The sequence below is a fragment of the Streptomyces sp. PsTaAH-124 genome, assembly GCF_000373685.1.
Lineage (GTDB): Bacteria > Actinomycetota > Actinomycetes > Streptomycetales > Streptomycetaceae > Streptomyces > Streptomyces andamanensis.
In genome coordinates this window covers 188,465-212,676 of sequence record NZ_KB892158.1, presented here as the reverse complement: position 1 = coordinate 212,676, position 24,212 = coordinate 188,465, and the positions used below count along the sequence as shown (strand labels likewise).

General features: G+C 74.0%; 28 protein-coding genes. 11 read left to right on the top strand and 17 right to left on the bottom strand.

The window, feature by feature from the left end; genetic code table 11:
* Positions 1-91 precede the first annotated feature (91 nt).
* Entirely contained in the window at positions 92-307 is a 216-nt protein-coding gene (locus B086_RS0103030; RefSeq protein ID WP_018564938.1) for a hypothetical protein, read from the bottom strand.
* 136 nt (positions 308-443) lie between these two features.
* Here B086_RS0103030 and B086_RS0103025 point away from each other — a divergent pair, with 136 nt between their 5' ends.
* Positions 444-1,175 carry a MerR family transcriptional regulator gene (locus B086_RS0103025; RefSeq protein ID WP_234029233.1) on the top strand — a complete coding sequence of 244 codons (732 nt, stop codon included), beginning with the start codon at positions 444-446 and terminating at the stop codon, positions 1,173-1,175.
* 52 nt (positions 1,176-1,227) lie between these two features.
* Here B086_RS0103025 and B086_RS0103020 read toward each other — a convergent pair whose 3' ends face one another.
* Together B086_RS0103020 and B086_RS0103015 are read right to left on the bottom strand one after the other, a co-directional pair.
* Complete coding sequence (locus B086_RS0103020; protein ID WP_018564936.1) at positions 1,228-2,448, bottom strand: glutathionylspermidine synthase family protein; 1,221 nt, start codon at positions 2,446-2,448, stop codon at positions 1,228-1,230.
* Between the two features lie 8 nt (positions 2,449-2,456).
* Complete coding sequence (locus B086_RS0103015) at positions 2,457-2,834, bottom strand: hypothetical protein (protein ID WP_026252043.1); 378 nt, start codon at positions 2,832-2,834, stop codon at positions 2,457-2,459.
* A gap of 197 nt (positions 2,835-3,031) precedes the next feature.
* Here B086_RS0103015 and B086_RS0103010 point away from each other — a divergent pair, with 197 nt between their 5' ends.
* Positions 3,032-3,901, top strand: a complete 870-nt coding sequence (locus tag B086_RS0103010; RefSeq protein WP_037872695.1) for a hypothetical protein — start codon at positions 3,032-3,034, stop codon at positions 3,899-3,901.
* An 83-nt stretch (positions 3,902-3,984) separates the two neighbouring features.
* On the opposite strand, the gene B086_RS0103005 is transcribed toward B086_RS0103010, so the two are convergent.
* Positions 3,985-5,373: a PLP-dependent aminotransferase family protein gene (locus B086_RS0103005; RefSeq protein WP_026252041.1), complete on the bottom strand. Its 1,389-nt coding sequence runs from the start codon at positions 5,371-5,373 to the stop codon at positions 3,985-3,987.
* Between the two features lie 47 nt (positions 5,374-5,420).
* Between B086_RS0103005 and B086_RS0103000 the strand changes: the two genes are divergently transcribed.
* Genes B086_RS0103000 through B086_RS0102990 form a run of 3 tightly spaced genes read left to right on the top strand, consistent with a single transcriptional unit; the run spans position 5,421 to position 7,119 of the window.
* On the top strand, positions 5,421-5,933 hold the full coding sequence (locus B086_RS0103000) for a carboxymuconolactone decarboxylase family protein (protein WP_018564932.1): 513 nt from the start codon (positions 5,421-5,423) through the stop codon (positions 5,931-5,933).
* Positions 5,930-6,373: a carboxymuconolactone decarboxylase family protein gene (locus B086_RS0102995; RefSeq protein WP_018564931.1), complete on the top strand. Its 444-nt coding sequence runs from the start codon at positions 5,930-5,932 to the stop codon at positions 6,371-6,373. Before B086_RS0103000 ends, B086_RS0102995 begins: the two co-directional genes overlap by 4 nt.
* Complete coding sequence (locus B086_RS0102990; RefSeq protein ID WP_018564930.1) at positions 6,370-7,119, top strand: isocitrate lyase/PEP mutase family protein; 750 nt, start codon at positions 6,370-6,372, stop codon at positions 7,117-7,119. Before B086_RS0102995 ends, B086_RS0102990 begins: the two co-directional genes overlap by 4 nt.
* A 6-nt stretch (positions 7,120-7,125) precedes the next feature.
* Here B086_RS0102990 and B086_RS0102985 read toward each other — a convergent pair whose 3' ends face one another.
* From B086_RS0102985 to B086_RS0102945, 9 genes are all read right to left on the bottom strand, one after another.
* Positions 7,126-8,610 carry an aldehyde dehydrogenase family protein gene (locus B086_RS0102985; RefSeq protein WP_037872749.1) on the bottom strand — a complete coding sequence of 495 codons (1,485 nt, stop codon included), beginning with the start codon at positions 8,608-8,610 and terminating at the stop codon, positions 7,126-7,128.
* Positions 8,611-8,895: 285 nt separating this feature from the next.
* The gene (locus B086_RS0102980) at positions 8,896-9,846 is read right to left on the bottom strand and encodes a hypothetical protein (protein ID WP_026252040.1); all 951 of its coding nucleotides are present in this window, start codon (positions 9,844-9,846) and stop codon (positions 8,896-8,898) included.
* A gap of 59 nt (positions 9,847-9,905) precedes the next feature.
* Positions 9,906-10,259 (bottom strand): hypothetical protein, encoded by a 354-nt coding sequence (locus B086_RS0102975; RefSeq protein ID WP_018564927.1) that lies wholly within the window; start codon positions 10,257-10,259, stop codon positions 9,906-9,908.
* On the bottom strand, positions 10,243-11,979 hold the full coding sequence (locus B086_RS0102970; RefSeq protein WP_026252039.1) for a hypothetical protein: 1,737 nt from the start codon (positions 11,977-11,979) through the stop codon (positions 10,243-10,245). Before B086_RS0102970 ends, B086_RS0102975 begins: the two co-directional genes overlap by 17 nt.
* 198 nt (positions 11,980-12,177) lie before the next feature.
* On the bottom strand, positions 12,178-13,167 hold the full coding sequence (locus B086_RS0102965; protein ID WP_018564925.1) for a malate dehydrogenase: 990 nt from the start codon (positions 13,165-13,167) through the stop codon (positions 12,178-12,180).
* A 479-nt stretch (positions 13,168-13,646) separates the two neighbouring features.
* Positions 13,647-15,014 carry a helix-turn-helix domain-containing protein gene (locus B086_RS0102960; RefSeq protein WP_018564924.1) on the bottom strand — a complete coding sequence of 456 codons (1,368 nt, stop codon included), beginning with the start codon at positions 15,012-15,014 and terminating at the stop codon, positions 13,647-13,649.
* A 162-nt stretch (positions 15,015-15,176) separates the two neighbouring features.
* Positions 15,177-15,716, bottom strand: a complete 540-nt coding sequence (locus B086_RS0102955; RefSeq protein WP_018564923.1) for a helix-turn-helix domain-containing protein — start codon at positions 15,714-15,716, stop codon at positions 15,177-15,179.
* A gap of 268 nt (positions 15,717-15,984) precedes the next feature.
* Entirely contained in the window at positions 15,985-16,509 is a 525-nt protein-coding gene (locus B086_RS0102950) for a DUF3017 domain-containing protein (protein ID WP_018564922.1), read from the bottom strand.
* Complete coding sequence (locus B086_RS0102945) at positions 16,499-17,353, bottom strand: bifunctional methylenetetrahydrofolate dehydrogenase/methenyltetrahydrofolate cyclohydrolase (RefSeq protein WP_018564921.1); 855 nt, start codon at positions 17,351-17,353, stop codon at positions 16,499-16,501. Before B086_RS0102945 ends, B086_RS0102950 begins: the two co-directional genes overlap by 11 nt.
* A gap of 298 nt (positions 17,354-17,651) precedes the next feature.
* On the opposite strand from B086_RS0102945, the gene B086_RS0102940 reads away from it, so the two are divergent.
* The 3 genes from B086_RS0102940 (at position 17,652) to B086_RS0102930 (ending at position 20,687) form a co-directional block, all read left to right on the top strand.
* The gene (locus tag B086_RS0102940; RefSeq protein ID WP_018564920.1) at positions 17,652-18,215 is read left to right on the top strand and encodes a hypothetical protein; all 564 of its coding nucleotides are present in this window, start codon (positions 17,652-17,654) and stop codon (positions 18,213-18,215) included.
* A 133-nt stretch (positions 18,216-18,348) separates the two neighbouring features.
* On the top strand, positions 18,349-19,119 hold the full coding sequence (locus B086_RS0102935; RefSeq protein WP_018564919.1) for an FHA domain-containing protein: 771 nt from the start codon (positions 18,349-18,351) through the stop codon (positions 19,117-19,119).
* The gene (locus tag B086_RS0102930) at positions 19,116-20,687 is read left to right on the top strand and encodes a serine/threonine protein kinase (RefSeq protein ID WP_018564918.1); all 1,572 of its coding nucleotides are present in this window, start codon (positions 19,116-19,118) and stop codon (positions 20,685-20,687) included. The genes B086_RS0102935 and B086_RS0102930 overlap by 4 nt, the downstream gene beginning before the upstream one ends.
* Positions 20,688-20,728: 41 nt before the next feature.
* Here B086_RS0102930 and B086_RS0102925 read toward each other — a convergent pair whose 3' ends face one another.
* Together B086_RS0102925 and B086_RS38985 are read right to left on the bottom strand one after the other, a co-directional pair.
* Positions 20,729-21,133 carry an SgcJ/EcaC family oxidoreductase gene (locus B086_RS0102925; RefSeq protein WP_018564917.1) on the bottom strand — a complete coding sequence of 135 codons (405 nt, stop codon included), beginning with the start codon at positions 21,131-21,133 and terminating at the stop codon, positions 20,729-20,731.
* Between the two features lie 150 nt (positions 21,134-21,283).
* Entirely contained in the window at positions 21,284-21,763 is a 480-nt protein-coding gene (locus B086_RS38985) for a MarR family winged helix-turn-helix transcriptional regulator (protein WP_086024149.1), read from the bottom strand.
* 146 nt (positions 21,764-21,909) lie between these two features.
* Between B086_RS38985 and B086_RS0102915 the strand changes: the two genes are divergently transcribed.
* Positions 21,910-22,383: a hypothetical protein gene (locus B086_RS0102915; RefSeq protein WP_018564915.1), complete on the top strand. Its 474-nt coding sequence runs from the start codon at positions 21,910-21,912 to the stop codon at positions 22,381-22,383.
* Between the two features lie 68 nt (positions 22,384-22,451).
* Here the strand turns inward: B086_RS0102915 and B086_RS42410 are convergent, their stop codons facing one another.
* Together B086_RS42410 and B086_RS0102910 are read right to left on the bottom strand one after the other, a co-directional pair.
* Entirely contained in the window at positions 22,452-22,655 is a 204-nt protein-coding gene (locus B086_RS42410) for a DUF397 domain-containing protein (protein WP_078530953.1), read from the bottom strand.
* Positions 22,609-23,487, bottom strand: coding sequence for a helix-turn-helix domain-containing protein (locus B086_RS0102910; RefSeq protein ID WP_018564914.1), 879 nt, complete (start codon positions 23,485-23,487; stop codon positions 22,609-22,611). Before B086_RS0102910 ends, B086_RS42410 begins: the two co-directional genes overlap by 47 nt.
* A gap of 118 nt (positions 23,488-23,605) precedes the next feature.
* On the opposite strand from B086_RS0102910, the gene B086_RS0102905 reads away from it, so the two are divergent.
* Together B086_RS0102905 and B086_RS0102900 are read left to right on the top strand one after the other, a co-directional pair.
* Positions 23,606-23,815 (top strand): hypothetical protein, encoded by a 210-nt coding sequence (locus B086_RS0102905; RefSeq protein WP_018564913.1) that lies wholly within the window; start codon positions 23,606-23,608, stop codon positions 23,813-23,815.
* Positions 23,812-24,210, top strand: a complete 399-nt coding sequence (locus tag B086_RS0102900) for an ATP-binding protein (RefSeq protein ID WP_018564912.1) — start codon at positions 23,812-23,814, stop codon at positions 24,208-24,210. The genes B086_RS0102905 and B086_RS0102900 overlap by 4 nt, the downstream gene beginning before the upstream one ends.
* Positions 24,211-24,212 lie beyond the last annotated feature (2 nt).

Here is a 24,212-nt window from a genome sequence, read left to right as displayed (position 1 = left end):
TCGGCCAGCCTACCGGCCGGTGCCGGGACGGACGCCGCGGCGTCCACCATGCGGGCGGGGCGCGGCGGCCGTCCGGGCGGGCGGGCGGCGGTCAGGCGCCGTCGGCTCCGGTGGTGCCGGTGGTGCCGGTGATGCTCCAGCGGCCGACCTCGCGGTAGGACGAGTCGTGGACGGCGGAGCCGTCACCGGGTTCGAGGGCGTAGTGGTGGAGGTTGCCGCCCCAGTAGCGCAGGATGCGGCCCAGTTCGCGGGCCCGCTCCTCGGGCGGCTGGGCCGGGTCCACCGTGACCTCCAGAAGGAACTGCACGTCCGTCGTCTCCCATCGGGTGGCGGGTTCGGGGGCCGGATCCGGTGGTTTCCATTGTTCCATTCAATTGCTGGCAGGCACTCGGCGCAGACTGTCCGCAGGTGGGCCGGGCCGGCTGTCCGGAAAGTCTCAACCGGTGGAGAGGACTCGCGTGGAGGACCGGGTGCGGATCGCCGTGCTGGCGCGGTCGGCGGGGGTGTCGGTGCAGCAGATCCGCGTCTACGCCGACGGCGGGCTGCTGCCCCCGGCCGGGCGCACCGCGTCCGGCTACCGGGTCTTCACCGCCGTGCACGCCGAGGCGCTGGCGGCGCTGCGGGAACTGGCCGCCGGGCACGGCTGGCCGACGGCGCGCACGGTCATGCGGGCCGTGCACGCCGGGGACCTGCGGGCGGCGCTGGCCGCCGTCGACGCGAGCCATGCCGCCCTCGACCGGGAACGCGCCGGGCTGGCCGCCGTGGGCGAGGCGCTGGCGTCGGTCCTGGCGGGCGGCGCGCTCTCCCCGGCCGCCGGGCGCCGGGCGCCGCGCATCGGGGAGGCCGCGCGCGCCGTGGGGGTGAAGCCGCCGGTGCTGCGGCTGTGGGAGGAGCGCGGACTGCTGCGGCCGGACCGGGAGCCGGGCACGGGCTACCGCCGCTACCCGCCCGCCGAGCTGCGGGCGGCGCACGTCGTGGCGCTGCTGCGCCGGGGCGGCCATCCGCTCGCGGCGGCCGGACCGGTCCTGGAGGCGCTGCGCGCGGGCGGCGGCTCGGACCGGGTCCGCGACGAACTCACCGCCCGCCGGGAGCGGTTGTACGAGCACAGCAGCCGCCGTCTGGCCGCGTCCGCGGCCCTGCACGGCTATCTGCGCACCCTCGGCCACCTCACCTGAGCCCGGCCACCTCACCCGAGCCTCCGTCCGGCACCGGTCCCGGCCGGTGCGCTCAGAGGATCACGTGCGGGACGAAGCGGGCGTACTCGTCCGTGATCAGACCGGACGACTCGCGGATGCCGAGACCGGCGGACGCGTCCCCGACGACCCAGGCGCCCAGGACGACATGGTTGCCGTCGAAGGCGGGCAGCGGGGCGAGCGCCTGGTAGCAGCACGCCTCGTCCTCCGAGGCGGACGCGGGGCCGGGACCGGACCCGGACCCGGGCGCGGCCTCGGTGCCCGGCTCGTGCACCGTGACGCCCTCGCCCTCGCGGCCGAGCAGCGGCTTGGCCACATAGCCGCTGGTGTCGGCCAGTTCGCGCGGGCCGTCGAGGTAGGCGGGGAGCAGGTTGGGGTGGCCGGGGTACAGCTCCCAGAGGACGGCCAGCAGCGCCTTGTTGCTCAGCAGCATCTTCCAGGCGGGCTCGATCCACAGGGTGGAGCCGGTGCCGCCGCCGTTGTCGAGGGTGTCCAGCACGTGCCCGCCGAAGCGGTCGGTGGTCAGCCACTCCCAGGGGTAGAGCTTGAAGACGCTGCGGATGAACCGCAGTCCGTTGTCCACGAACCGCTCGGACAGCGGGTCCCAGCCGATCTCCTCGACGGAGATCCACTCGGTCTCCAGGCCCGCCTGCTCGGCCGTCTCCTTGAGGTAGGCGACCGTCATCAGGTCCTCGCCCAGCTCGTCCTCGGCGGAGTGCGCGAAGTGCAGCGGGGCGCCCGGCGGGAGCAGCTTCGCCTGCTTGCGCCACGCGGCGACGAGCCGGTCGTGCAGGGAGTTCCACTGGTCGGCGCCGGGGAAGCGGTCCTCCATCCAGAACCACTGCGGGGAGGCCGCCTCGACCAGCGAGGTCGGGGTGTCCGCGTTGTACTCCAGCAGCTTGGCCGGTCCCGTGCCGTCGTAGCGCAGGTCGAAGCGGCCGTAGACGGAGGGGAGTTCGGCCCGCCGGTGCCAGGACTCGGCGACCGCGGCGGCGACCCGCGGGTCGGTGATGCCGAGGTCGGCGAACCGCCCGGTGGCGACGATGTGCCCGGCCGCGGCCAGGCACATGCGGTGCAGTTCCTCGACGACGTCCTCCAGCGCCTCCACCTCGGGCAGCGAGAAGACGTAGCAGGCGCTCTCGTCCCAGTAGGGCCGCAGCGAGTCGTCGGGGTGGCGGGTGAGCGGGTAGATCAGGCCCTGCGCCTCGACGGTCTGCTGCCAGCCGGGCCGGGGTTCCAGGGTGCGGCGTTCCATCGTGGGCCTCAGCCGCCGGACTTGCCGTGGCCGCCGCCGAAGCCGCCCCGGTCGACGCCGCCGTGGCTGCCGTGGCTGCCGCCGGACACCGACCCGGAGCTGGGGCCGGACCCGCCGGAGCTCTTGCGCGGCTTGGTGAACGAACCGCCGGTGACCCAGCCGCTCTTCTTCTTGCCGCCGTAGTACCAGGCGCTGTTGTACGAGGACTTGGTGGTCTTGCAGTTCTTGTCCGCGACGACCTTGTAGCCCTTGGACAGCGAGTAGCTGCCGCGGTCCACGCACCGCTTGTCCGGGGCGGAGGAGCAGGAGGTGAGCGCGGCGGCCAGCAGCCCCATGCCCCCCAGTACGACCGTGCCCGACCGAAGCCGTCTGCGTGTGTCCGCCATGTCCCTGTCTCCCCGTCGCAATCGTCGTGTGATGCCGTGTGATGCCGTGCCGGTACGTGCTGTCGTTGTTCACGGCCGGAACCCGGTGGCCGGTTCCCGGCCGTCGCGCGTCGGCCAGCCTAGAGAGGGCCGGGAACACGGGTGCGGGCGGCCCCGTGCCCCCCGCACTCGCCTACAGTCGGTGCGTGTTCTTGGGAATGGTGTGCGCGCTCGGTGCGGCGGTGTGTTTCGGTACAGCGACGGTGTTCCAGGCGGTCGCCGCGCGGGCGGCGGCCGGTGCGGACGGCGGCCAGGCCGGTCCGGGCGGTGACGCGGCGCTGCTGCTGCGGGCGCTGCGGCAGTGGCGGTACCTGCTGGGCCTCGGCCTTGACGGGGCCGGCTTCGTGCTCCAGATCGTGGCGCTGCGCTCCCTGCCGATCTACGCGGTGGGCGCGGCCCTGGCCTCCAGCCTGGCGGTGACGGCGGTGGCCGCGGCCCGGCTGCTGCGGGTGCGGCTCAGCGGCACGGAGTGGGCCGCGGTGGCGGTGGTCTGCGCCGGGCTCGCCCTGCTCGGGCTGGCCTCGGGTGCCGAGGGCGACAAGCCCGGTTCCACGGCCCTGAAGTGGGCGATGCTCGCCGCGGCCCTCGCCGTGCTGGCGCTGGGCTCGGTGGCGGGGCGGCTGCCCGAGCGCGGCCGGGCGCTGCTGCTCGGTCTGGGCTCGGGCCTCGGCTTCGGCGTGGTCGAGGTGGCGGTCCGGCTGATCGACTCGCTCGCCCCCGCGACGCTGTTCACCGACCCGGCGGCGTACGCCCTGGTCCTGGGCGGCGGTGCCGCCTTCCTGCTGCTCACCACCGCCCTCCAGCGCGGCTCGGTGACCACGGCCACCGCCGGTCTCGTGCTGGGCGAGACGCTCGGCCCGGCGGCGATCGGCGTGGTGTGGCTCGGCGACCGCACCCGGGACGGGCTGGCCTGGCTCGCGGTCCTCGGCTTCGCGGTCGCGGTGGCCGGGGCACTGGCCCTGGCCCGCTTCGGCGAGGCCCCGGCGACCGAGCCCGCACAGGAACAGGAACCGGCCGACTCGGCCTGACCACCCCCGGAGCGACGGCCCGCCCCTTCCCCGGCCGGATCGGCCCGAGCGGCGACCGGCCCGCGGACAGGTCCCCACCCCGCTCAGGGCAGCACCCGGCACAGCGCGTCCAGAGCCCCCGCCCACGCGTGATCGGGCGGGGTGCCGTAGCCGACGACCAGGGCGTCCAGTGGGGGCACCGTGGCTTCCGGGTGGCGGAAGCGGGAGAGGCCGTGGAGGGTGAGGTCCTGCCAGGCGGCGGCCTGCACCACCGCCTGCTCGGTGCCCGGTGGCAGCCGCAGCACGGCGTGCAGTCCGGCGGCGATGCCGGTGGGGCGGACCGCGGGGGCGGCGGTGGCCAGCGCCGCCACCAGGGCGTCGCGGCGGCGCCGGTAGCGCAGCCGGGCGGCGCGCACCTGGCGGTCGTGGGCACCGGAGGTGATGAACTCCGCCAGCGTCAGCTGGTCCAGCACCCCGCAGACCTCGGCGTGCCCCTTGGCCCGGACCGCCGCCTCGGCGAGGTCCGGGGGCAGCACCATCCAGGCCAGCCGCAGGCCGGGGGCCAGGGACTTGCTGGCGGTGCCCAGATGGACGACGTGGTCGGGGTCGAGGCCCTGGAGCGCGCCGACCGCCTGGCGGTCGTAGCGGAACTCGCCGTCGTAGTCGTCCTCCAGGACCAGGCCGCCGGTGCGCCGCGCCCAGTCGGTGACGGCCGCGCGCCGGTCCGGGGGCAGGGCCACGCCCATCGGGAACTGGTGCGAGGGGGTGAGCAGGACCGCCCCGGTGCCGGGCGGCGGTGCGACGACCGTCCCGCGTTCGTCGAAGGGCAGCGGGCGGGTGCGCAGACCGGCCCGGGTCAGCAGGTCCCGGTGCAGGTCGAGGCCGTACGACTCGACGGCGACGGTGTCCGTGCCGCGCTCGCGCAGCACCTCCCCGAGGATCCGCAGGCCGTGCGCGAACCCGGCGCACACCACGATGTGCTCCGGGCCGGTGCGCACGCCGCGCACCCGGGCGAGATACCCGGCCAGCGCGGTGCGCAGCTCGGCCGTGCCGCGCGGGTCGCCGTAGCCGAGGACGTGGTGCGGGGCCGTGGTGAGCGCGCGGCGGGCCGCCCTGAGCCAGGCGGCGCGGGGGAAGGAGGCCAGGTCGGGGCTGCCGGGGCGCAGGTCGTACCGGGGGCGGTGCGGGGTGCGGTGCGGGCCCGGCGGGGCGGTGGCGGAGGCGGCGACCGCCCGGTCGGCGACCTGGGTGCCGGAGCCCTGGCGGGCGGTGAGCCAGCCCTCGGCGACGAGGTCGGCGTAGGCGTCGGCGACGGTGTTGCGGGCGACGCCGAGGTCGGCGGCGAGGCTGCGGGAGGACGGCAGCCGGGTGCCGGGGGCGAGCCGGCCGGTGCGGACCGCCTCCCGCAGGGCGTCGGTCAGTCCGCGCCGCACCCCTGGACCGGCCGGTTCCAGATGGAGGTCGACGCCCAGAGTGGCCCATGTTCTCGCCATGGAAATGGACCATACTCCTGGGATGCTTCGCGCCTAGGGTCGAGCGCATGAGCACGGAGACTGAAGCGGAATCCGCCGACACCCCCTACGCGGCCGAGCAGGCGCCCCGCCTGTCCTGGCACCAGTACGCCCCCGAGGTCTACAAGGCCATGATCCGCCTGGACACGGCCGCCAAGCGGGGGCTCGAACCCCGGCTGTACGAGCTGGTGAAGATCCGGGCCTCCCAGCTCAACCACTGCGCGTTCTGCCTGGACATGCACACCAGGGACGCCCTCGCGGCGGGTGAGAGCGTGGAGCGGATCGTGCAGCTCAGCGCGTGGGAGGAGTCGCGGCACTTCTACACGGAGAAGGAGCTGGCCGCGATCGAGCTGACCGAGGCCGTCACCGTCCTGACCGACGGCTTCGTGCCGGACGCGGTGTACGAGAGGGCCGCCCGGCACTTCGAGGAGGCCGAGCTGTCCCAGCTGATCGCGGCCATCGCGGTGATCAACGCCTGGAACCGGTTCGGCGTGACCACCCGGATGACCCCGGGCCACTACCGGCCGGGGGCGCACAAGTGAGCCGGACCCGGCTGCTGGACCCTGAGGTCTCGGGGGCGATGTCGGCGCTGAGCGCGGCGGCCAAGAAAGGGCTGGGCGATCCGGTCCTGGCCGAACTGGTCATGATCCGGGCCTCGCAGCTCAACCACTGCGCGTTCTGCCTGGACATGCATCTCGAAATCGCCCGGAAGAACGGCGAGTCCAAGGACCGGATCCAGCTCCTGAACGCCTGGGAGGAGACCGAGGACCTGTTCACCGGGCGCGAGCGGGCGGCGCTCGCGCTGACCGAGGCGGTCACCGTGCTGACGGACGGCTTCGTGCCGGACGCGGTGTACGAGGAGGCCGCCCGCCACTTCGACGAGGCCGCGCTCGCCCATCTGATCGCGCTGATCACCGTCATCAACGGCTGGAACCGCCTGATGGTCGCCCGCCGCGTCCCGCCGGGAGGCCACCGCCCGTGAACGCCACCGAGACCTTCCGTGCCCTGCACCACGGCAGGCTGCCCGACGACCCCCTGATCCTGCCCGGACCGTGGGACGCGGCCAGCGCCCGGGTCTTCGCGGAGGCCGGGTTCCCGGCGCTCGCCACCCCCAGCGCGGGCGTCGCCGCGTCCCTCGGGTACGCCGACGGGGACGTCCCGGCGGACGAGATGTTCGCCGCGGTGGCACGCATCGCGCGCGCCGTGGACGTACCGGTGTCGGCGGACATCGAGGGCGGCTACGGGCTGCCGGCGAAGGAGCTGGTGGAACGGCTGCTGGAGGCGGGCGCCGTGGGCTGCAACCTGGAGGACTCCGACGGGGGTGTCCTCAAGGACCCGCGGGAGCACGCCGACTACCTCGCCGAGGTCCGCGCGGCCGCCGGTGACCGGCTGTTCCTCAACGCCCGCGTCGACACCTTCGTGCACGGCGACGGCGATCCCGGCCGGGCCATCGGCCGGGCCGGGCGGTACGTGGCCGCGGGCGCGGACTGTGTGTACCCGATCCTCGCGCCGGAGGACGTCCTGCCCCTGCTGCGCGCCGGGATCCAGGGCCCGCTGAACGCCCTGCACCGCCCGGCCCCCGGCGCCCCTTCCCCCACCGCCCTCGGCACCCTCGGCGCCACCCGCGTCACCTTCGGCCCGGGGCTCCAGCGCCGGACGGCCCAGGCCCTGCGGGAGATCGCGGACGGACTGCTCCGGCAGGGACCCGGGACGCTCCCGCCCGGGTGAGCCGGGTCAGCCCGCGAACCAGCGGACCGGTCCCGGGGTGAGGTTCTGGTAGGTGTGCTTGATCTCGCGGTACTCGGCCAGGCCGGTGGGGCCGAGTTCGCGGCCGAGGCCGCTCTTGCCGAAGCCGCCCCACTCGGCCTGCGGCAGGCAGGGGTGGAAGTCGTTGATCCAGACGGTGCCGTGGCGCAGCCGTCCCGCCACCCGGCGGGCACGGCCCGCGTCGGCGGTCCACACCGCCCCGGCCAGGCCGTACTCGGTGTCGTTGGCGAGCGCGACCGCCTCCTGCTCGGTGCGGAAGGTCTCCACGGTGAGGACGGGCCCGAAGACCTCCTCGCGGACGGCCTTCATCTGGCGGTGGCAGCGGTCGAGGACGGTCGGCTCGTGGAAGAAGCCGGTGGCGGGCCGGTACACGGCGGGCTCGGGGCGCCCGCCCCCGCAGCGCACCACGGCGCCCTCGGCGAGCGCGGCGGCGACGTACGCCTCCGTACGGGCGCGCCGCTCCTCGGAGACGAGCGGGCCGCACTCGACGCCGGGCTCGGTGCCGCGGCCCAGCCGGATGTGCCGGGCCCGCTGGGCGAGTTCGGCGACGAAACGTTCCTTCACGGACTCCTCGACGATCAGCCGGGAGCCCGCCGAGCAGACCTGGCCACTGTGCACGAAGGCCGCGTTGAGGGCCTGGTCGACGGCGGTGTCGAAACCGTCGTCGGTGGCGCAGGCGTCGGCGAAGACGACATTGGGGTTCTTGCCGCCGAGCCCGAGGACGACCCGCTTCACGGTGGCCGCCGCGGCACGGGCCACCTCGGTGCCCGCGGCCCGGCTCCCGGTGAACGAGACCAGGTCGGCCCCGGGGTGCCCGGCGAGCCGGGCACCGGCCGTGCGGCCGGACCCGGTGACGAGGTTGGCCGCACCGGCGGGCAGCCCCGCCTCGGCGAGCAGGTCGACGAGCGCGACGGTCGTCAGCGGGGTCAGCTCGCTCGGCTTGACCACGAAGGTGTTGCCCGCGGCGAGCGCCGGGGCGATCTTCCAGCCGGCCTGGAGCAGCGGGTAGTCGCAGGACGTGATCAGCGCGCAGACGCCGACCGGCTCGTGCCCGACGACGCTGTGGATGTCGGGCGAGCCCGCGTCCACGACCCGGCCGGGCGCCTCGGCGGCGACGAGGTCGGCGAAGTGGCGGAAGGCGTCGGCGACGCAGTCCACGTCGACCCGGCCCTCCTCCAGCGTCTTGCCGGCGTCCCGGCTCTCCAGCAGGGCGAGCCGCTCGCGGTCGCGCAGCAGCAGACCGGCGACACGGCGCAGCAGTTCGGCGCGGGCGGCGACCGGCGTGCGCGGCCAGGCGCCCTCCCCGCCGTCGAAGGCGTGCCGGGCGGCCTCCACGGCGAGGTCCACGTCCTGGGCGCCGCCCTCGGCGACCACGGCGCACACGGTCGCGTCCGCGGGGTCGAGGATGTCGCGCGTCGCACCGGAGTACGCCTGGCGCCACTCCCCGCCCATGTGCAGGGTGGGCTGTGCCGAGCGCCGGGCGGGATGCGCCGGGTGCCGGGCGCTGCCCGCCTCATCCGTCTCGTCCGGTCCGACCGGCTTGTCCGGCACTGCCTTCCGCTCCCTCACCGTCGCCGGGGTGACGCGGATGCCACCCCCGGGGCCGGGGGCATCTGCCCTCTTCCCCCGGCTCCCATGCGTGATCGGCGGGTGAACGTGCCGCGTGTCACGGATCTTGGCCGCTTACGGGCACAAAACGCGCGGCGGGCACCACCGCTGCGGACACGGCGGCGGGGCTCAGCCGGTGGGCGCCGGGCACACCGCGCCCGGCGGGCAGAACCAGCCCAGCGCCGTGGTGAGAGCGGCCAGCGCGCCGCCCCCGCTGTCCGAGTCGGGCCCGTAGGAGGCGATGGCGTAGACCTTGCCGTCGGCGGCCGCGAACCGCTCGTCGTAGACGTGCCAGGTGCCGATGTCCGGCTGGCCCTTGAGCGAGTCGGCGACGTACTCCAGACGCGTGCCGCTCACCCCGTCCGTCTGCACGTGGTCCAGGGCCAGCGCCCGGAAGCCGGAGGGCTTGGGGACCGCGTCGGAGAGGTAGAGCGTGAAGGAGGCGTCGGGCGAGTCCTCCGCCACCTGGTAGACCTGGATCCGCCGGTGGCCCGAGCCGCTGCGGTAGTTGACGATGTCGATGCCGAACTGGGAAGCGACCGTGCGGCGTTCCCAGCCGTCGGGCACGGCGATCCTGAAGCCCTCCGGGTCGTCGCGGACGGCGTACCCGGCGGGGGGCTCCGCCGTGGCCGCTTGCGTGGCCGGATCCGGCTCCTGGCCGCCGGTGACCGTCCCGCCGGAGACGTCCGTGGACCACGACGGCTCGGGCCAGGAGGCCGGGGTGGACATGTCCACGGCCGGGGTGGACACGTCCACGGCCGGCGCGACCTTGTCGTCGTCGCTCCCGCCGCCCAGGCTCAGCGTCACCACCAGGGCGACGACGCCGGTCCCGGCGGCCGCGGCCGCCGCCGTCCACAGTCTGCGGTGGCCGTGGACGCCGGACACGGCCGGTGCGGACGGCGGTCCGGACACGGTCCACCGGCCGGTGGGCGCGTCCGGGTCCCGGACCGGTCCCGGCACCGGCACGTCCGGTGCGTGGTCGGGCCGGGCAGGCGGCGGTGACGTCGCCACGGGCGCACCCCGCCTGCCGTTCTCCCAGCGCTGGGTCTCCTCGTTCCAGTACCGGCCGCCCCCGTGCATCACCACCGTGTTCTCCTTCCCCCGTCCGTGTCTGCCGTCCGGGCGGGCCGCCCGGCAGGTCACATGCCGAGCAGTCCGGCCACCGATCCGGCCGAGGCGAAGACGGCCAGCACCGACTGGGCGTCGGCGAGCAGTTCGCGCAGCCGCTGCCGCCTGCTCTCCCCCGCGCTCCCGGTACGGGTGATCTCGTCCTCGGTGTCGGCCAGGGCCGCGTCCAGGTCCCGGCTGCTGTCGCTCGCCCGGACCCGTTGCAGATCGGCCCGCAACTCCCGGACCGCGGTGAGCAGTTCCTCGGCCGCCGCGTCGCGCGGGGCCGCCGCGTGGTGGCTCTCGGCGTGCGCGTGGCTGCCGACGGCGAACGTGCTGTGCGAGACGTCGCCGATACTGACGCCGGGCTCATCGGCCGTGGTCATCGTGGCTGTTTCCCTTCTGCGGCGCGAAACCGCCGGTGGTCGCCGAGGATCCGGCCCGCGCGTGCGTGCCGATGGCGAACGTGCTCTGGGCGACGGAGTCGATGTGCACCCCGCCGTTGCTGATGTTGACGACCTTCTGCACGAACTCGCCGGTCTGGTAGCCGTGTTCGGACAGGGCCGTGCGGACGCCCTGGGCGATACGGTCCTGGACGCTGCGCAGATAGCGGTCGACGTCCATCTGCTGGAAGGTCGATCCGGAGTCGGCGGCGCCCAGTTCCCGTACGGACAGCGCCGGGCCGTCGGGCAGGGCGTCCGCGTAGCCGCCGGTGAGCAGTTGCCAGGCGTGGCCCGCCGCCCGGCACAGGGTGAGGAAGGAACTCGTCACCGACAGGGGCACCTGTCCGGCGGCCCAGGTCGCCATGCCGAGCCAGCCGTTGGCGCGGAACCGGTGGGCCGTGCGGTCGGCGTCCTTGAAGTCCTCGCGGACCGGCATCAGCACATGCGGGGCGATCTCCAGCATGAGCATGCGCCCCTGGGTGTGCACCCGGATGTACACGGTGACGACCAGTTCCTCCTCCCAGCCGCCGACCCGCACCCGCAGGAAGTGCCGCCGCTTCTCGGCGCCCTCCTCGACGGCGCGGTCCCGGTGCTCCTCGAACGCCTCCTGGCTGTAGGGGGCGTCCTGCCGCAGGGACAGCCCCTCGGCGGGCAGGAACACGCACTCGTCCAGCTCCAGCCAGCGCAGCCGGTCGCGCACGGTGTGCCCCGCGTACTCCGGGGGCAGCCGCAGCCCCTCCAGGAGCGGCCGTACGGTGTCCAGGACCGTGCGGTTGCGCAGCGGGCGCGGTGTACGGCCCTCGACGGGGCGCATCTCGACGGCGAGCACCCAGGTGTCATACGCCCGGCCCGCGCCGCAGAACGGGCGGGACTCGCGGTACATCACCAGCGGGGCGTGCTGTTCGAGCCGGATGCGCTCCTTGAGCCGCTGGAAGCGCGGGTCGTCGGCGCGCTCCGCCGGGTCGGAGGCGGCGTCCGGGAAGCGGTCCGGGGCCAGTTCGCCGCCGAGCGCGCGGGCGAACTGGCTGCGCTGGACGCCCGCGGCCACGGCGACGGCCAGGAACAGCACCAGCGCGAGCCACGCCTGGAGCGCCGTCATCCGGTCGTGGCCGCCCGCCAGCCGGGACAGGGCGGGCAGCAGGCCCAGCAGGAAGCTCTTGAAGCCGGTCGCCTCGTAGGTGTCCCGCTCGCTGGAGAAGGCGGCGACCACGGTGGCGAGCAGGAAGAGGGCGAACACCAGCCGGCCCAGCCAGCGCAGGGCGGCGGCCATGGCCCGGCGCTGCGCCGGTGCGCTCGGGTCCTCGCCGCGGGCGGCCACGCCCATCGCGAGCAGCAGACTGGGCAGCAGATACGCCACCATCACCCCGCCGGTCAGCGGCCAGCCGACGATCCACAGTCCCACGATCCCGGCGGCCCACCCGACCTCCGTACGGCGGGCGCGCAGCGCGTGCGCGAGGACGCGGGCCGCGTCGAAGCCGAGGGAAGGGGCCACCAGGCGCTGTTCGTTGAGGTGCAGTTCCTCGATCACGCGGTCCCGGTAGGCGGGGTCCAGATAGGTCCCCGCGCACAGCAGCCGGGTGGCCTCGCTCGCGTGCGGCGGCACGGGCGGGGGCGCGTCAGGAGGCGCCGGATGCGGCTGTGGCGGCACGGACACGGTGTTCACGTGGCTCCCCCGAGGTGTGAACGGTCATCACTGCGCGTGACACTGATGGGCCATCAGCATAGGGGGCGGGCGAGCCACAGGGGAAGCGAACAGTCAAGAGGATGCCGCAGTGGCGCGAACCACACCGTGTCCGGCCGGGACGCACGCGGGCCCCGCTCCGGTCGAACCGGAACGGGGCCCGTGCGCGGGTGCGGTGGCTCAGATGAGGCCGAGGGCGCGGACCGCCTCGCGCTCCTCCGCCAGCTCCTGCACGGAGGCGTCGATGCGGGCGCGGGAGAACTCGTTGATCTCCAGGCCCTGGACGATCTCGTACACGCCGTCCTTGGTGGTGACGGGGAAGGACGAGATCAGGCCCTCCGGGACGCCGTAGGAGCCGTCCGAGGGGATGCCCATGGAGACCCAGTCGCCCTCGGCGGTGCCGTTGACCCAGGTGTGCACATGGTCGATGGCGGCGTTGGCGGCGGAGGCGGCCGACGAGGCGCCGCGGGCCTCGATGATGGCGGCGCCGCGCTTGGCGACGGTCGGGATGAAGTCCTCGGCCAGCCACTTCTCGTCGTTGACGGCCTCGGCGGCGTTCTTGCCGGCGACCGTGGCGTGGAAGATGTCCGGGTACTGGGTGGCGGAGTGGTTGCCCCAGATGGTCAGGCGCTTGATGTCGGCGACCGTGGTGCCCGTCTTCTTCGCGAGCTGGGTCAGCGCGCGGTTGTGGTCGAGGCGGGTCATCGCGGTGAAGCGCTCGGCCGGTACGTCCGGGGCGGCGGCCTGGGCGATCAGCGCGTTGGTGTTCGCCGGGTTGCCGACGACCAGGACCTTGACGTCGTCCGCGGCGTGGTCGTTGATGGCCTTGCCCTGCGGCTTGAAGATGCCGCCGTTGGCCTCCAGCAGGTCGCCGCGCTCCATGCCCTTGGTGCGCGGGCGGGCGCCGACGAGCAGGGCGACGTTGGTGCCGTCGAAGGCGACGTTCGGGTCGTCCGAGATGTCGATGCCCTGGAGCAGCGGGAACGCGCAGTCGTCCAGCTCCATGGCCGTGCCCTCGGCGGCCTTCAGGGCCGGGGTGATCTCCAGGAGCCGCAGCTTGACCGGCACGTCCGCGCCGAGCAGCTGGCCGGAGGCGATGCGGAAGAGCAGGGCGTAACCGATCTGGCCGGCCGCGCCGGTGACGGTGACGTTCACGGGAGTGCGGGTCATGGCGTTCTCCGTAGACAGCTGGCGGTCGGGGCGTCCCTGCCCCGGGGTGCGGGGATCCCCGCGACCGGCCGCGGAGACCGGACGTCCGCCACGGTGATCGATCACGCGTACGGATGATCGATCTCTTGGCGTCAAGAGAGATCCAGCGATCAGGCTATCGCGCATCCGGCATGCCGGACGTCCGGCCCCCTGTGGCCCGTCCCACAGAGTGAGCCGGTCACCGGCGGGGAACACGCGGGGAACACACGGGAGGCGGCCGGTCCGTCCGGGAGAGGGAGAGACGGAACGGCCGCCGAATGGGGGTACCGGAGCACCGGACTCCCGTGGGGGTACGGTCCACGTGCCCCGGACGGCGGGCCTCATGCGCACCGCACCCGGTTTCTTTTCCGTACCGGTGCGGCTCCTTCACGAGCCGAGCCGTGCCACGCTGCGCCGCGCCACGCCGTGCCGCGCGGAACCGCCTCCGCCCCGCGCACCCGCTACTCCGTGCACCCCTTCTGGCCCGACGCCAGCGTCACGCACGCCCGCGCGCCGGTGGCGTCCGCGACGGCCACCATCGGCGTGTACGCGATGCCGCCGCCCGTGGCCGGGACCGTGTCCCGCTCCGTGTGCGCGCCGACCGTGATCCGGATCTCGTCGCCCTGCCCGGCCCGGACGACCCGGCCCCAGGCGGCGCCGCAGGTCTTGCTGTAGCGGACCTCGACGAGAGCGTTGCCGATGGTGACGCTGCGGTCCGTGGTGCCCAGACCGCCGCTGCTGCACCCCATCGCCTGGGCGTCCTTGCCGGTGCAGCCGTCGGCCACGCACTTCACGCCGGGCGGCGGGCTCGGCCGGGTGGTGGCCGAGGGCGAGGGCGAACCGGTCGCGCCCGCCGTCTTCTTCCCGCCGTCGCCGCCCGTGAAGTACAGGACGCCGCCGATCACCGCGAGCGTCGTGAGCATGCCCGCGAGGAACATCGCCAACTGGCGCCGGAAGCCGCCGCCGGTGGCCGGGGCGGGCGGGGACGGTACGGCGTTCGCGGCGCCCGCCGGGCCCATGGCCGCGCCCGGCTGTCCCGGCGGTCCCGGCGGTCCCGGTGGGGCCACGGCCGGTGTGCCGCTGCCGGGGGTGGCGCTGTCCGGGCGACGTACGGGGCCGCTCGCGCCACCCGGCCCGGCGGGCACCGCCGCCGCGGGCCCGGCCGGGCGGACGCCCATCGGCGCCGGGCCCCGGTACCCGGCCAGCCCCCACGAGTTGACCGTCGGGGCCTTCCGCTCCTCCTCTTCTTTTTTCTCTTCTTTCTCTTCTTTTTCCTGGTCCTTCTGGTCCTTCTGGTTCTTCGCCTTCTTCGCGTCCGCCCCGGGCTTTTCGGTCCCCTTCCGGGCCCCGCTCCGCGCGTCCTCGCGGGCGTCCGCGTCCGACGCGGTCGGCTGCGGCGGCACCGTGGGGGACACGCCCGCCGGGCCCGCGACGCCCGGAGCGGGCAGCCTGGTCGCGGCGGTGGCGTCCGGCGCCGGTGTGCCGGGCGGCTCCTCCTCCAGGGCGACGCGGGCCTGGGCGACGCGGATGGCCTCCATGGTGCGGTCGTGGCGCAGTTCCGCGCGGCTCCAGGCGCGTTCGGCCAGCTCCCACATGGTGGTGAGGTGGACCGGGTCGGTGCCGGTCACCTCGGCGAGGGCGATCACCGCGCCCTTGGGCGCCAGCAGCCGCCCGCCCAGATAGCGTTCCCAGGACGTCTTGCTGTAGCCCGTGCGGTCGGCGAGCGCGGCGACGCTCAGCCCGCTCCGGTCCACGAGCCGACGCAACTGGCCCGCGAACTCCTTGACCTGCGGGTCCAGTTCCTCGGGCAGGGCCTTCCAGCGAGGCATCGCTGCTCTCCCCCTCTTCTTTCCCCGGTACGTACCGGCTCTTCCCCGCACGGCGCCTGTGCGGTGCCCGTGCGGAGGACGCGGACACACCGCCGTACACGCTGATTGTCCACGCCAGGGCCTGTCGTCACATCCCCGTCCCCGGGCGACTCCGGCCGCCGCTCAGCCCAGCGCGACGGCGCCCACGACCACGGTCACCAGCAGCGCGGCGAGCAGCGCGAGGGCGTACAGCAGCAGGCGCCCGCCGGGCCGGCCGCGCCGCCGCTCGTCCAAGCCCTCGGGCCGGTCCCACCAGGGCACGGTGGGCACCTCCTCGTAGCCCTCGCGCACCTCGCCGTCCGGCGTGTCCCGCCCCTGCGGCACCGGAACCGCGACCGGCACGGAAGCGGGCGCGGGCGCCGCCAGCGGTGCGGCCAGCGGCGCCGTCCGGGGCCAGACCTTGACGGCCATCTCCCAGCGCACGGTGTGCCGTTCGGCGTCCGCTCCGGTCAGGCCCGCGACCCGGCACAGGGCGGCGACCGCCTGCCGGGGCGGGGGCTGGGTGGCGTTGAGATAGCGCTGCCAGGACGACTTGCTGTACGCGGTGCGCGCGCCGAGCGCGACCAGGCTGAGCCCGGTCCCGTCCTTGAGCAGCCGCAGTTGCTCCACGAAATGCCGTACCTCCGGCGGCAGATCGTCCGGCAACGGCTGCCAGGCGCCCATCGCTCACCTCACCTCCCGGCGGCCACGGGGGCCCGCCTCGCGGCGAGTGACGACGACGGCGCACCGGCCGGTTCCCACGCCGGTCATGGACATGGCTGTGGCGAAGCGCGGACACCGTAGCGGAACGGTCACTTCCGTGCCACAGCGCACAGACAGGCGTTGAACGCCTGTTCCCCGTGGAGCAGGGTTGATCCCGGCGGCGGCCCGTCCTTACTCGGGGGAGAGGATGGGCCGCCGTCACGCTACTCAGGATGATGCGGGAACCGCGTCAGCGGTTGCGTACGGTGTAGTGCAGAACGTCGTCCAGGAACGGGATCTCCAGCCACGGCCGGGGCTGGGCCATCAGCGCCAGCAGCACGACGGCCAGGCCCAGGACGCCGTAGGTGACGATGTCCGTGAAGCGGGAGCGGACGGCGAGCATGCCGACCCGGGGCAGCAGCCAGCGCAGCACGGCGCCGCCCAGCAGTCCGATGCCGACCAGCAGCAGCCCCACCCGGAACGCGTCCAGGGCGATCACCAGCAGGCCGACGCCGACCGTGATCAGGACGGACAGCAGCGGCCACTGCCGGGCGGGCGCCGGGGCGTCGCCGGGAGCGGCCCGGCCGCCGCCCTCGGGGCGCGCGGTGTCCCGGGTGAACAGCGGGAAGCGGCGCGTGCCGCGCGGGCGGCGCCCCTTCCCGGCCGCGCCACCGGACCCGCCGCTTCCGTCCGGGCCGCCCGGCTCCTGGCCGGTCCGCCCCCGGCCCGCCCGGCGCAGCCTGCCGCGTACGGTGCCGCTCGCCTCAGCCGACACTGCGCTCCGCCGCCTCGACCACGTTGACCAGCAGCTGGGCCCGGGTCATCGGACCGACACCACCGGGGTTCGGGGAGAGCCAGCCGGCCACCTCGGCGACGTCCGGGTGCACATCGCCGACGATCTTGCCCTCGGCGTTGCGGGAGACGCCCACGTCGAGCACGGCGGCACCCGGCTTGACGTCCTCCGCGCGGATCAGGTGCGGGGAACCGGCCGCGGCCACGATGATGTCGGCCCGCTTGAGGTGGGCGGACAGGTCGCGGGTGCCGGTGTGGCACTGGGTGACCGTGGCGTTCTCGCTGCGCCGGGTGAGCAGCAGCGGCATCGGGCGGCCGATGGTCACCCCGCGTCCGACGACCACGACCTCGGCGCCCTTGATCTCCACGCCGTGGCGGCGCAGCAGGGTCAGTACGCCGTTGGGGGTGCAGGGCAGCGGGGCGGGCTCGTTGAGGACGAGGCGGCCGAGGTTCATCGGGTGCAGCCCGTCGGCGTCCTTGTCCGGATCCATCAGTTCGAGGATGCGGTTCTCGTCGATGCCCTTGGGCAGCGGCAGTTGGACGATGTAGCCGGTGCAGGCCGGGTCCTCGTTCAGCTCGCGGACGGCCGCCTCGATCTCCTCCTGGGAGGCGGTGGCGGGCAGCTCGCGCTGGAGGGAGGAGATGCCGACCTCGGCGCAGTCGCGGTGCTTGCCCGCGACGTACTTGCGGCTGCCGGGGTCGTCCCCGACCAGGATCGTGCCGAGGCCGGGCGTGACGCCCTTCTCCTTCAGCGCCGCCACCCGGGCGGTCAGATCGGACTTGATCGCGGCTGCGGTGGCCTTGCCATCGAGAATCTGGGCGGTCATGGCCCCATCCTCGCGGATGACCCGCCCGCTGTTCCAATCCGGTGTGCCGAACCGGGCGGCGGCGCCGTTCGCATCCGCACCCCCCGCCGTCCACCTGCCCGTCGCGTCCATGATCAGTGATGTTGCACTTGCACAACACCCGCCGGATACGACTGGACAAGTAAGCATTCGGTCAAGAACGATGGACGGCACAGTGCCGCGGGCAGCTCATCGGGGGGACGGACCGCTTTCTGTAGAACTCTCCTCCGTACGGTGCCGCGCGTCGTCCCCGCACTTGATCCACGGAGGAACCACCGCCATGAGTTACGGCGACCCGAACAACCCCTACGGCGCCCCGCAGCAGCCCGGCTACGGCCAGCCGCAGCAGCCGGGCCAGGCCCCCGGCTACGGCTACCCGCAGGCCCCGCCGCTGGGCCAGCAGCCCTACGGCGGCGCCCCCCTGACCATGCCGGGCAATGTGAGCGCCGCCCGTGTGATGCTCTGGGTGATCGTCGGTCTCCAGGTGATCGGCGCGGGCCTGTTCGCCGTCTCGGCCGCGACCATCAACGCCGCCCAGAAGGACGACAGCCTCAAGGACAACTCCGCCTTCCAGCAGATCGCCGACTACTCGACCGGCAAGCTGTGGGCGCTGGTGGTCTTCGCGGTGGTCTGGGGTGTGCTCGCGGCCGTGCTGGCCACCAAGTTCACCTCCGGCGGCAACGGCGTGCGGATCACCATCCTGGTCTTCGGCATCATCACGGCGGTGCTCGGCCTGTACCCGTTCACCCTGGTGGGCATCGTGCACCTGGTCCTCGCCATCCTGATCGCCTGCTTCGTCGGCGGCTCCAAGGGCAAGGCGTGGTTCAACCGCCCCCGTTACTGAGATCCGACCGTCGTACCGAGCGGTTCCCGCCGTTCACCCCCGGGGCCGTGTCTCACCCTCACGAGGGCGGGCACGGCCCCGCTGCGTCGCCCTAGTCTGGGATCCGTAGCCGTCAGGCACGGGGAGACGCACCTTGTACAGCATCATCGTGGTACCTCCGCCGACCACGGAGGACGAGCGGACCGGCGGCCAGCTGCGGCTGGCGCCCGGCGACCATCTGTCCTTCGGGCGCTCCGCCCCGGACAACGACCTGGTGATCGGGCACGACGGGGTCTCCCGCCGGGCCGGACGGATCACCGCGCACGGCGCCTTCTGGATACTGAGCAACCTCTCGGCCCGGCAGACCTACGTCGTGGAGAACCCGGAGGGCGCGGGCGAGCACATCAAGGTGGGGCCGGGCCGCCTGGACGCGCCGGTGCCCTTCGAGTTCTCCCGGATCGTGCTGCCCGCCGCCGGTGACCTGCTGCCCATCGAGGTGTGGGCGCCGCGCCACGACTATCTGCACGGTGCGGGCGGCCCGGACGGCGAACCCACCGTGCCCGCCTTCTCCGTGGACCGCGCCAAGCGCTACTTCGCGGTGCTCGCCGCCCTGTGCGAGCCGCGCCTGCGCGGCGACCCGCACGCACCGCTGCCCACCGTCGACCAGGTCGTGGAGCGGCTGCGCCCGCTCTGGCCGGCCGCCTCGCGCACCTCGGTGCAGTGGAACATCGACTACCTGGCCGTGAAGCTGCGCCTCAAACCCGGCCCGGACACCGCCGAGTCCGGCCCGCGGCTCAACGGCAAGAAGGAGTCGCTGGTCTCGCTCGCCCTCCGCTTCGACCTGGTGCGCGAGGACGACCTGGTGGTGCTGGCCGGGCCGGGCCGCACGGTGCTCCCGGCCGCCCCGGGCCCGGTGGAGCGGTGACCGAGCCGTACGCCGTGCCGGTGCCGCGCGGCTACCGGGTGGGCGTCTGGGAGGTGCGGCGGCCCCTGGCGACGGGCGCCTTCGGCAGCGTCTACGAGGCCCGGCGGACCGGCGGCGGCCACGGCCCGCTGCCGCAGAGCGCCGCCCTGAAGTTCCTGCCGACCGGCACCGGCACCCCGCGCCGCCTCACTCATCTGCGTGAACTCGCGGACCGGGAGGTGGCGTTGCACCGCCGCCTGCGCCGCCCCCGGCTGATCCGGATGTACGAGACGCTGACCGTGGACGATCCCGAATGTCCCGCCCTGGACGGCGCCACCGTCCTCGTGCTGGAGAAGGCGGAGGGCTCGCTCGCCGCGCTGCTCGCCGCGGGTCCCCGGCCCGCCGCCGGGCCCGCGCTGCTCGCGCAGATCTGCGAGGGCCTGGCGCAGCTGCACCGGGCCGGCTGGGTGCACGGTGACCTGAAACCGGCCAACGTGCTGCTGATGCGGGACGGTTCGGCGCGGCTGGCCGATTTCAACATGGCCGCCGAGCTGGAGGGCACCCACGCCTACTCCCCCGGCTTCTCCACCTCCGACTACACCCCGCCCGAGCTGCTGTGGTCCGAGATCGGGGAGCGCGGGCGGCGGATCCGCCCGTCCGCCGACGTCTGGGCGTTCGGCGTGCTCGCCCATCTGACCCTCACCGGCGCGTTCCCGCTGCCCGGCGGCATCCCCACCGCCCGCCGGGACGCGGCCGTCGCCTACGCGCAGGGCGCGGCGGGCCTGTGCCTGTCCCCCGGACTCCCGGACGCCTGGCGTGCGGTGCTGCCGCTCTGCCTGACCCGGACGCACGCCGACCGGATCGGCACCGAGGCCCTGCTGCGCCGGGTCGCCGCCGCGGCCGGGACCGCCCGCCCGTCGCGCGTGCCCCGGCTGCCCGCGCGCGCCGCCGGGCACCCGCACCGCACCCGCCTGCTCACCGGCGGTCTGCTCGCCACGGCCGCCGTCGCCGCCCTCGGCTACGGCATCGGCACCCTGGCGCACGAGCCGCCGCCCGCCGAGACCTCCGCCGCGCTGCCCGGCACCTCGGCCGCCCCCGCCACCTACGGCGCCCCCGAACTCCGTACCGACCAGGGCGTACCGCCCTCCTACCGGCCCCTCATCGTCGACGCGGCGCACGCCTGCCCGAACGCGGACGTCACCCCGGCGCTGGTCGCCGCCATGCTGAAGGCGGAGAGCGACTTCGACCCCAACCTGTCCGACCCCGCCAAGGACGAGTACGGCATCGCCCGCTGGACGCCGCGCGTGCTGCGCTGGTGGATCCGCCCGGACGGACAGCCGGAGGCGACGGTCCCCCGGCCGCCGTTCCCGGCCCGCGTCTCCATCCCGGCCATGGGCCGCTATCTGTGCTTCATCGCCCCGAACCTGGCCCCGGGCCTGCCCGGCGACCGGCGCGTCCTGATCGCCGCCGCCTACCGGACCTCGTTCCGCAAGGTGAACGACGCGGGCGGAGTTCCCCCGAAGTACCGCGACTACTGCGCCCGCGTCGCCCACTACCTCAAGGAGTACACGCCCCCGGGCCGCAGGTGACCCTGAGAACTCCGAGGTACCGCCTGCGGCCGGAGGCGTCCTCAGCGGTGGGCGCGCCGGGACCGGCGGCTCATCCTCGTGTTCTGGAACGCCACGCACTCCCAGCGTCCCGCGCGGCGGTGCAGCGTGAAGGTCTGGAACTTGTCGAAGCCGATCCGGCCGCGCCTGCCGATGCCGCCGACGGTGGTGACCACCGCCGTGGACTCGTCCGGCAGCCGCACGTCGACCGGCCTGACCGCCATGCGCGTGCCCTTCTGCCACCGGGCGAACACCTCGCGGTGCGTCCGCTCGATGGCGGCACGCCCGAACAGGGCGTCCCCCAGGAAGATCACGTACGAGGCGTCCTCGGCGAACTGCGCCGCGTAGCCGGTCGCGTCCCCCGCGTCCCAGGCGTCCCGGATCCGGCCGAGGAACTCCTCGACCGTGTCGTCACTCGTGACCGTCATCGCCGTCTCCTGTGGTCGGGTGCCGTGCGGCGGCGCCGCGCCGCACCATCATTTCGTTCTCACTGAAACTATTCTCACTGAAACGAATTGCGCAAGCCTCGCCCGCCACCAACCGGACAACCGTGCCCGACAGCCGAGCCGGACGGCCGCTCACCACACCCGGGCGGGCCGCCCCCCGGGCTCGGCGGCGACGTTGGCGTGGACGATGCCGAGCAGGCGGCGCAGTTCGGCCTTGTCCCCGGCCGTGAGTCCCGCGGTCAGCCGCCGCTCCGAGGCGCCCGCGAGCCGGATCAGCCGCTCCAGTTCGGCCCGGCCCTCCTCCCGCAGGCGGACCAGCTTCACCCGGGCGTCGTCCGGCGACTCGCGCCGCTCCACCAGCTCCCGGTCGATCAGCAGCGCGAGCAGCCCCACCAGGCGGCTGGCCGGGATGCCCAGCGAGGAGGCGAGCTGCTGCTGGCTGTGCTCCTCACCGTCCCGCAGCCCGCGCAGCACGGCGAAGTGCCGCGGGTGCAGGCCCTCCACGGCCAGGGCGGACTCGAACGCGAGAGCCGCCGCGTTGCCCACCGAGGCGATCACGAAGCCGAGCGGCTCGTCCGCCCCGGCACTGCGCGTGGCAGGTCCTTTCCTCATCCGGGCAACGTAGCAGCCGGCCGTTCCCACCGGACCGGTCCGCCCGGGACCCTGAGACATCCGAGGTACCGATGGTGACGGCTGCCTGACACGGTGTGACCACTCCGCTTCGGCGGTACGACCACCTTCGTCACATGGGGGAACCTGTGAACGTGAAGAAGCCCGCCGCGCTGCTCGTCGCGGCCACCGCCCTGCTCGCCGGAACCTCGGCCGCGGCCTCCGCGTCCGACCCGGCCGGCACCCGGGTGACCGGCCTCCAGCAGCGGGCCGAGCAGGTCCTGGCGGGGCATCCCGAGCCCCTCCGCGTCACCGCCGAGGCGGTGAAGTACGACGGCCTCACCGTCACCGACGCACCCAGGAACAGGGCCGCCCTGAAGAAGGACCTGGACTGCGCCTACGGCCACCTCTGCATGCTCGTCAACGGCCAGAAGTTCGACTTCTACAAGTGCCAGACCTGGAACCTGAACAACTGGACCGGCAACGGTCCCTTCACCAACAACCAGACGCCGGGCACGGTGGCGAAGTTCTTCAACAAGGACGGCAGCGTCCGCTGGACGTCCACCGCCTACCAGGCGGGCACGGCCACCTGGGACCCGATCTGGTCCCTGCGCCCCTGCTGATCCGGGCCGCCTGACGGCGATGGCCTCCGGCCCCTCCTGGGGGAGGGCCGGAGGCCATCGCCATGCGGTCAGTCCTTGAGCGCGGAGAGGAACGGGACCCAGGCACTCCGCTGGAAGAGGAGGACGGGACCGGCGGGGTTCTTGGAGTCACGGACGGGGACCAGAGGTGCAAGGTGGGACGTGGTTTCCACACAGTCACCACCTGTGCCGTTGCTGTAGCTGGATCTACGCCAGCGGGCCGCACTCAGGTCGGACGTCTTTGTGGGCTTCATTGCTGTAGTCCTCTGCCGCTGCCTCGATCATGGCCAGGGACGCCCCTGGTGCCAACGCGGCGGCCCTGAGCAGATCGTACGACTCGCGATAGTCCATCACGAGCGCCGGATAGTCGATGACTTGACCACTGTGCAGGGCTTCCGTGTAAACGACCGGGGGCGCGTCGGCGAAGGTCATGATCTTGAGCATGCCCATCATGAGCGGGTGGCTGCCCGAGGATTCCGGAACCAGTTGAAGAATCGACCGGGTGGACCGGATCCTCCCCGCGATGTGAAGGAGCAGATCCGCCATGCCCGCAGGCGGCAGTACGCGTCGCCGCAGAACCGACTCGTCCATGGTCACCCAGAATTTGGGCGGAGCAGAGGCCGAGAAGACCCGAGCCCGTTTCATGCGGGCAACGACCTTCTCCGTCACCTCTTCCTCGGACGCCCGGGGCATGGCCGTCTGTGTGACAGTCGCCGCGTACGCCTCGTTCTGCAACAAGCCGGGTACGAGCGTCGGCGCCCACTCCTCGATGCTCAGCGCACGTTGCTCCATTTCCGCCACGTCCGCGAAGTACTCGGCGATGCCCACTTGCCGCGCCCGCGCCGCGTCTTCACAGCGCCGCTCGAAAAAGCCGTCCGTGCCCAACCGCTGGTCCGCATGGCGGGCCAGATCCAGCGGCATCCGCCGCTCGCCCCGCTCGATCTGGCTCAGGAACGAGATGCCCCGGAAGCTGCCCTCGGCCAACTGCTCCAGCGTGAGGCCCGCCGCCTCGCGCTTGAAGCGCAACTCCGCGCCGTAGAAGGAGGGGACGCTCGTCGAGGCGTCGGGATCCTTGCGAGCGGGCATCGCTCATCACCACCGTTTACCAGTCACCGTGCGCAACCCGAACCCCTGGCACGGTACGCCGCGTTACGCCACTGTGTGAGCCATTCGTCACGCATCGCACACAGAAAGGTGTACGCCCGTGCCGCACCCCCACATCAGGGAAGCCGAGGCCCACTTGGCGGAACTGCGCGCCGCGCTCATGGCGCACGGCATCACGCTGCCCTCGCTGGGACTCGAACTCCCGTCGCTGGCCGCGTCGTACAGCGCCCCGCTCGTCGCGCTCGGGAACTGCAACCAGGCCACCGCGCGGGCGCTGACGGCCGCGCTGCGGAAGGGAGCGGCGGGGTGAGGACGTCGCCGCCACCGCTGGCACTGGAACTGGCCGCGCACCCGAGGGCCGTGGCGCAGGTGCGCCGGGCGGTGCGGGAGCACCTGGGTGTGCCGTGCGGCGATGTGCAGCTCTGCGTCAGCGAGTTGCTGTCGAACGTGATCCTGCACGTCGGGGAGGGCGCCCCCGTGTCCGTACGGGTGCGGTGTCCGGACGGGGCGGACGGCCCGGTCCGGGTCGAGGTGGGCGACCGGGAGCCGCACGCGTGGCTGGTGGTGCGCGACGCGGGCGAGGAGGAGGAGTCCGGGCGCGGACTCCTCCTCCTCGACGCGGTGGCGCTGCGCTGGGGCGTCACCCCGAACGGCCACGGCAAGACCGTCTGGTGCGATGTGCCCCTGGGCCCGGGAAGCGGGTGAGG

Coding starts and splice junctions, on each gene's coding strand:
- B086_RS0102975 (WP_018564927.1), bottom strand. CDS start 10,259: ATGACCACGGCCGATGAGCCCGGCGTCAGTATCGGCGACGTCTCGCAC.
- B086_RS0103015 (WP_026252043.1), bottom strand. CDS start 2,834: ATGGCGGACACACGCAGACGGCTTCGGTCGGGCACGGTCGTACTGGGG.
- B086_RS42410 (WP_078530953.1), bottom strand. CDS start 22,655: ATGAAGCCCACAAAGACGTCCGACCTGAGTGCGGCCCGCTGGCGTAGA.
- B086_RS0102980 (WP_026252040.1), bottom strand. CDS start 9,846: ATGCACGGGGGCGGCCGGTACTGGAACGAGGAGACCCAGCGCTGGGAG.
- B086_RS0103010 (WP_037872695.1), top strand. CDS start 3,032: ATGGTGTGCGCGCTCGGTGCGGCGGTGTGTTTCGGTACAGCGACGGTG.
- B086_RS0103000 (WP_018564932.1), top strand. CDS start 5,421: ATGAGCACGGAGACTGAAGCGGAATCCGCCGACACCCCCTACGCGGCC.
- B086_RS38985 (WP_086024149.1), bottom strand. CDS start 21,763: ATGAGGAAAGGACCTGCCACGCGCAGTGCCGGGGCGGACGAGCCGCTC.
- B086_RS0102960 (WP_018564924.1), bottom strand. CDS start 15,014: ATGCCTCGCTGGAAGGCCCTGCCCGAGGAACTGGACCCGCAGGTCAAG.
- B086_RS0103005 (WP_026252041.1), bottom strand. CDS start 5,373: ATGGCGAGAACATGGGCCACTCTGGGCGTCGACCTCCATCTGGAACCG.
- B086_RS0102955 (WP_018564923.1), bottom strand. CDS start 15,716: ATGGGCGCCTGGCAGCCGTTGCCGGACGATCTGCCGCCGGAGGTACGG.
- B086_RS0102910 (WP_018564914.1), bottom strand. CDS start 23,487: ATGCCCGCTCGCAAGGATCCCGACGCCTCGACGAGCGTCCCCTCCTTC.
- B086_RS0102925 (WP_018564917.1), bottom strand. CDS start 21,133: ATGACGGTCACGAGTGACGACACGGTCGAGGAGTTCCTCGGCCGGATC.
- B086_RS0102985 (WP_037872749.1), bottom strand. CDS start 8,610: ATGGGCGGGGAGTGGCGCCAGGCGTACTCCGGTGCGACGCGCGACATC.
- B086_RS0102940 (WP_018564920.1), top strand. CDS start 17,652: ATGAGTTACGGCGACCCGAACAACCCCTACGGCGCCCCGCAGCAGCCC.
- B086_RS0103020 (WP_018564936.1), bottom strand. CDS start 2,448: ATGGAACGCCGCACCCTGGAACCCCGGCCCGGCTGGCAGCAGACCGTC.
- B086_RS0102945 (WP_018564921.1), bottom strand. CDS start 17,353: ATGACCGCCCAGATTCTCGATGGCAAGGCCACCGCAGCCGCGATCAAG.
- B086_RS0102965 (WP_018564925.1), bottom strand. CDS start 13,167: ATGACCCGCACTCCCGTGAACGTCACCGTCACCGGCGCGGCCGGCCAG.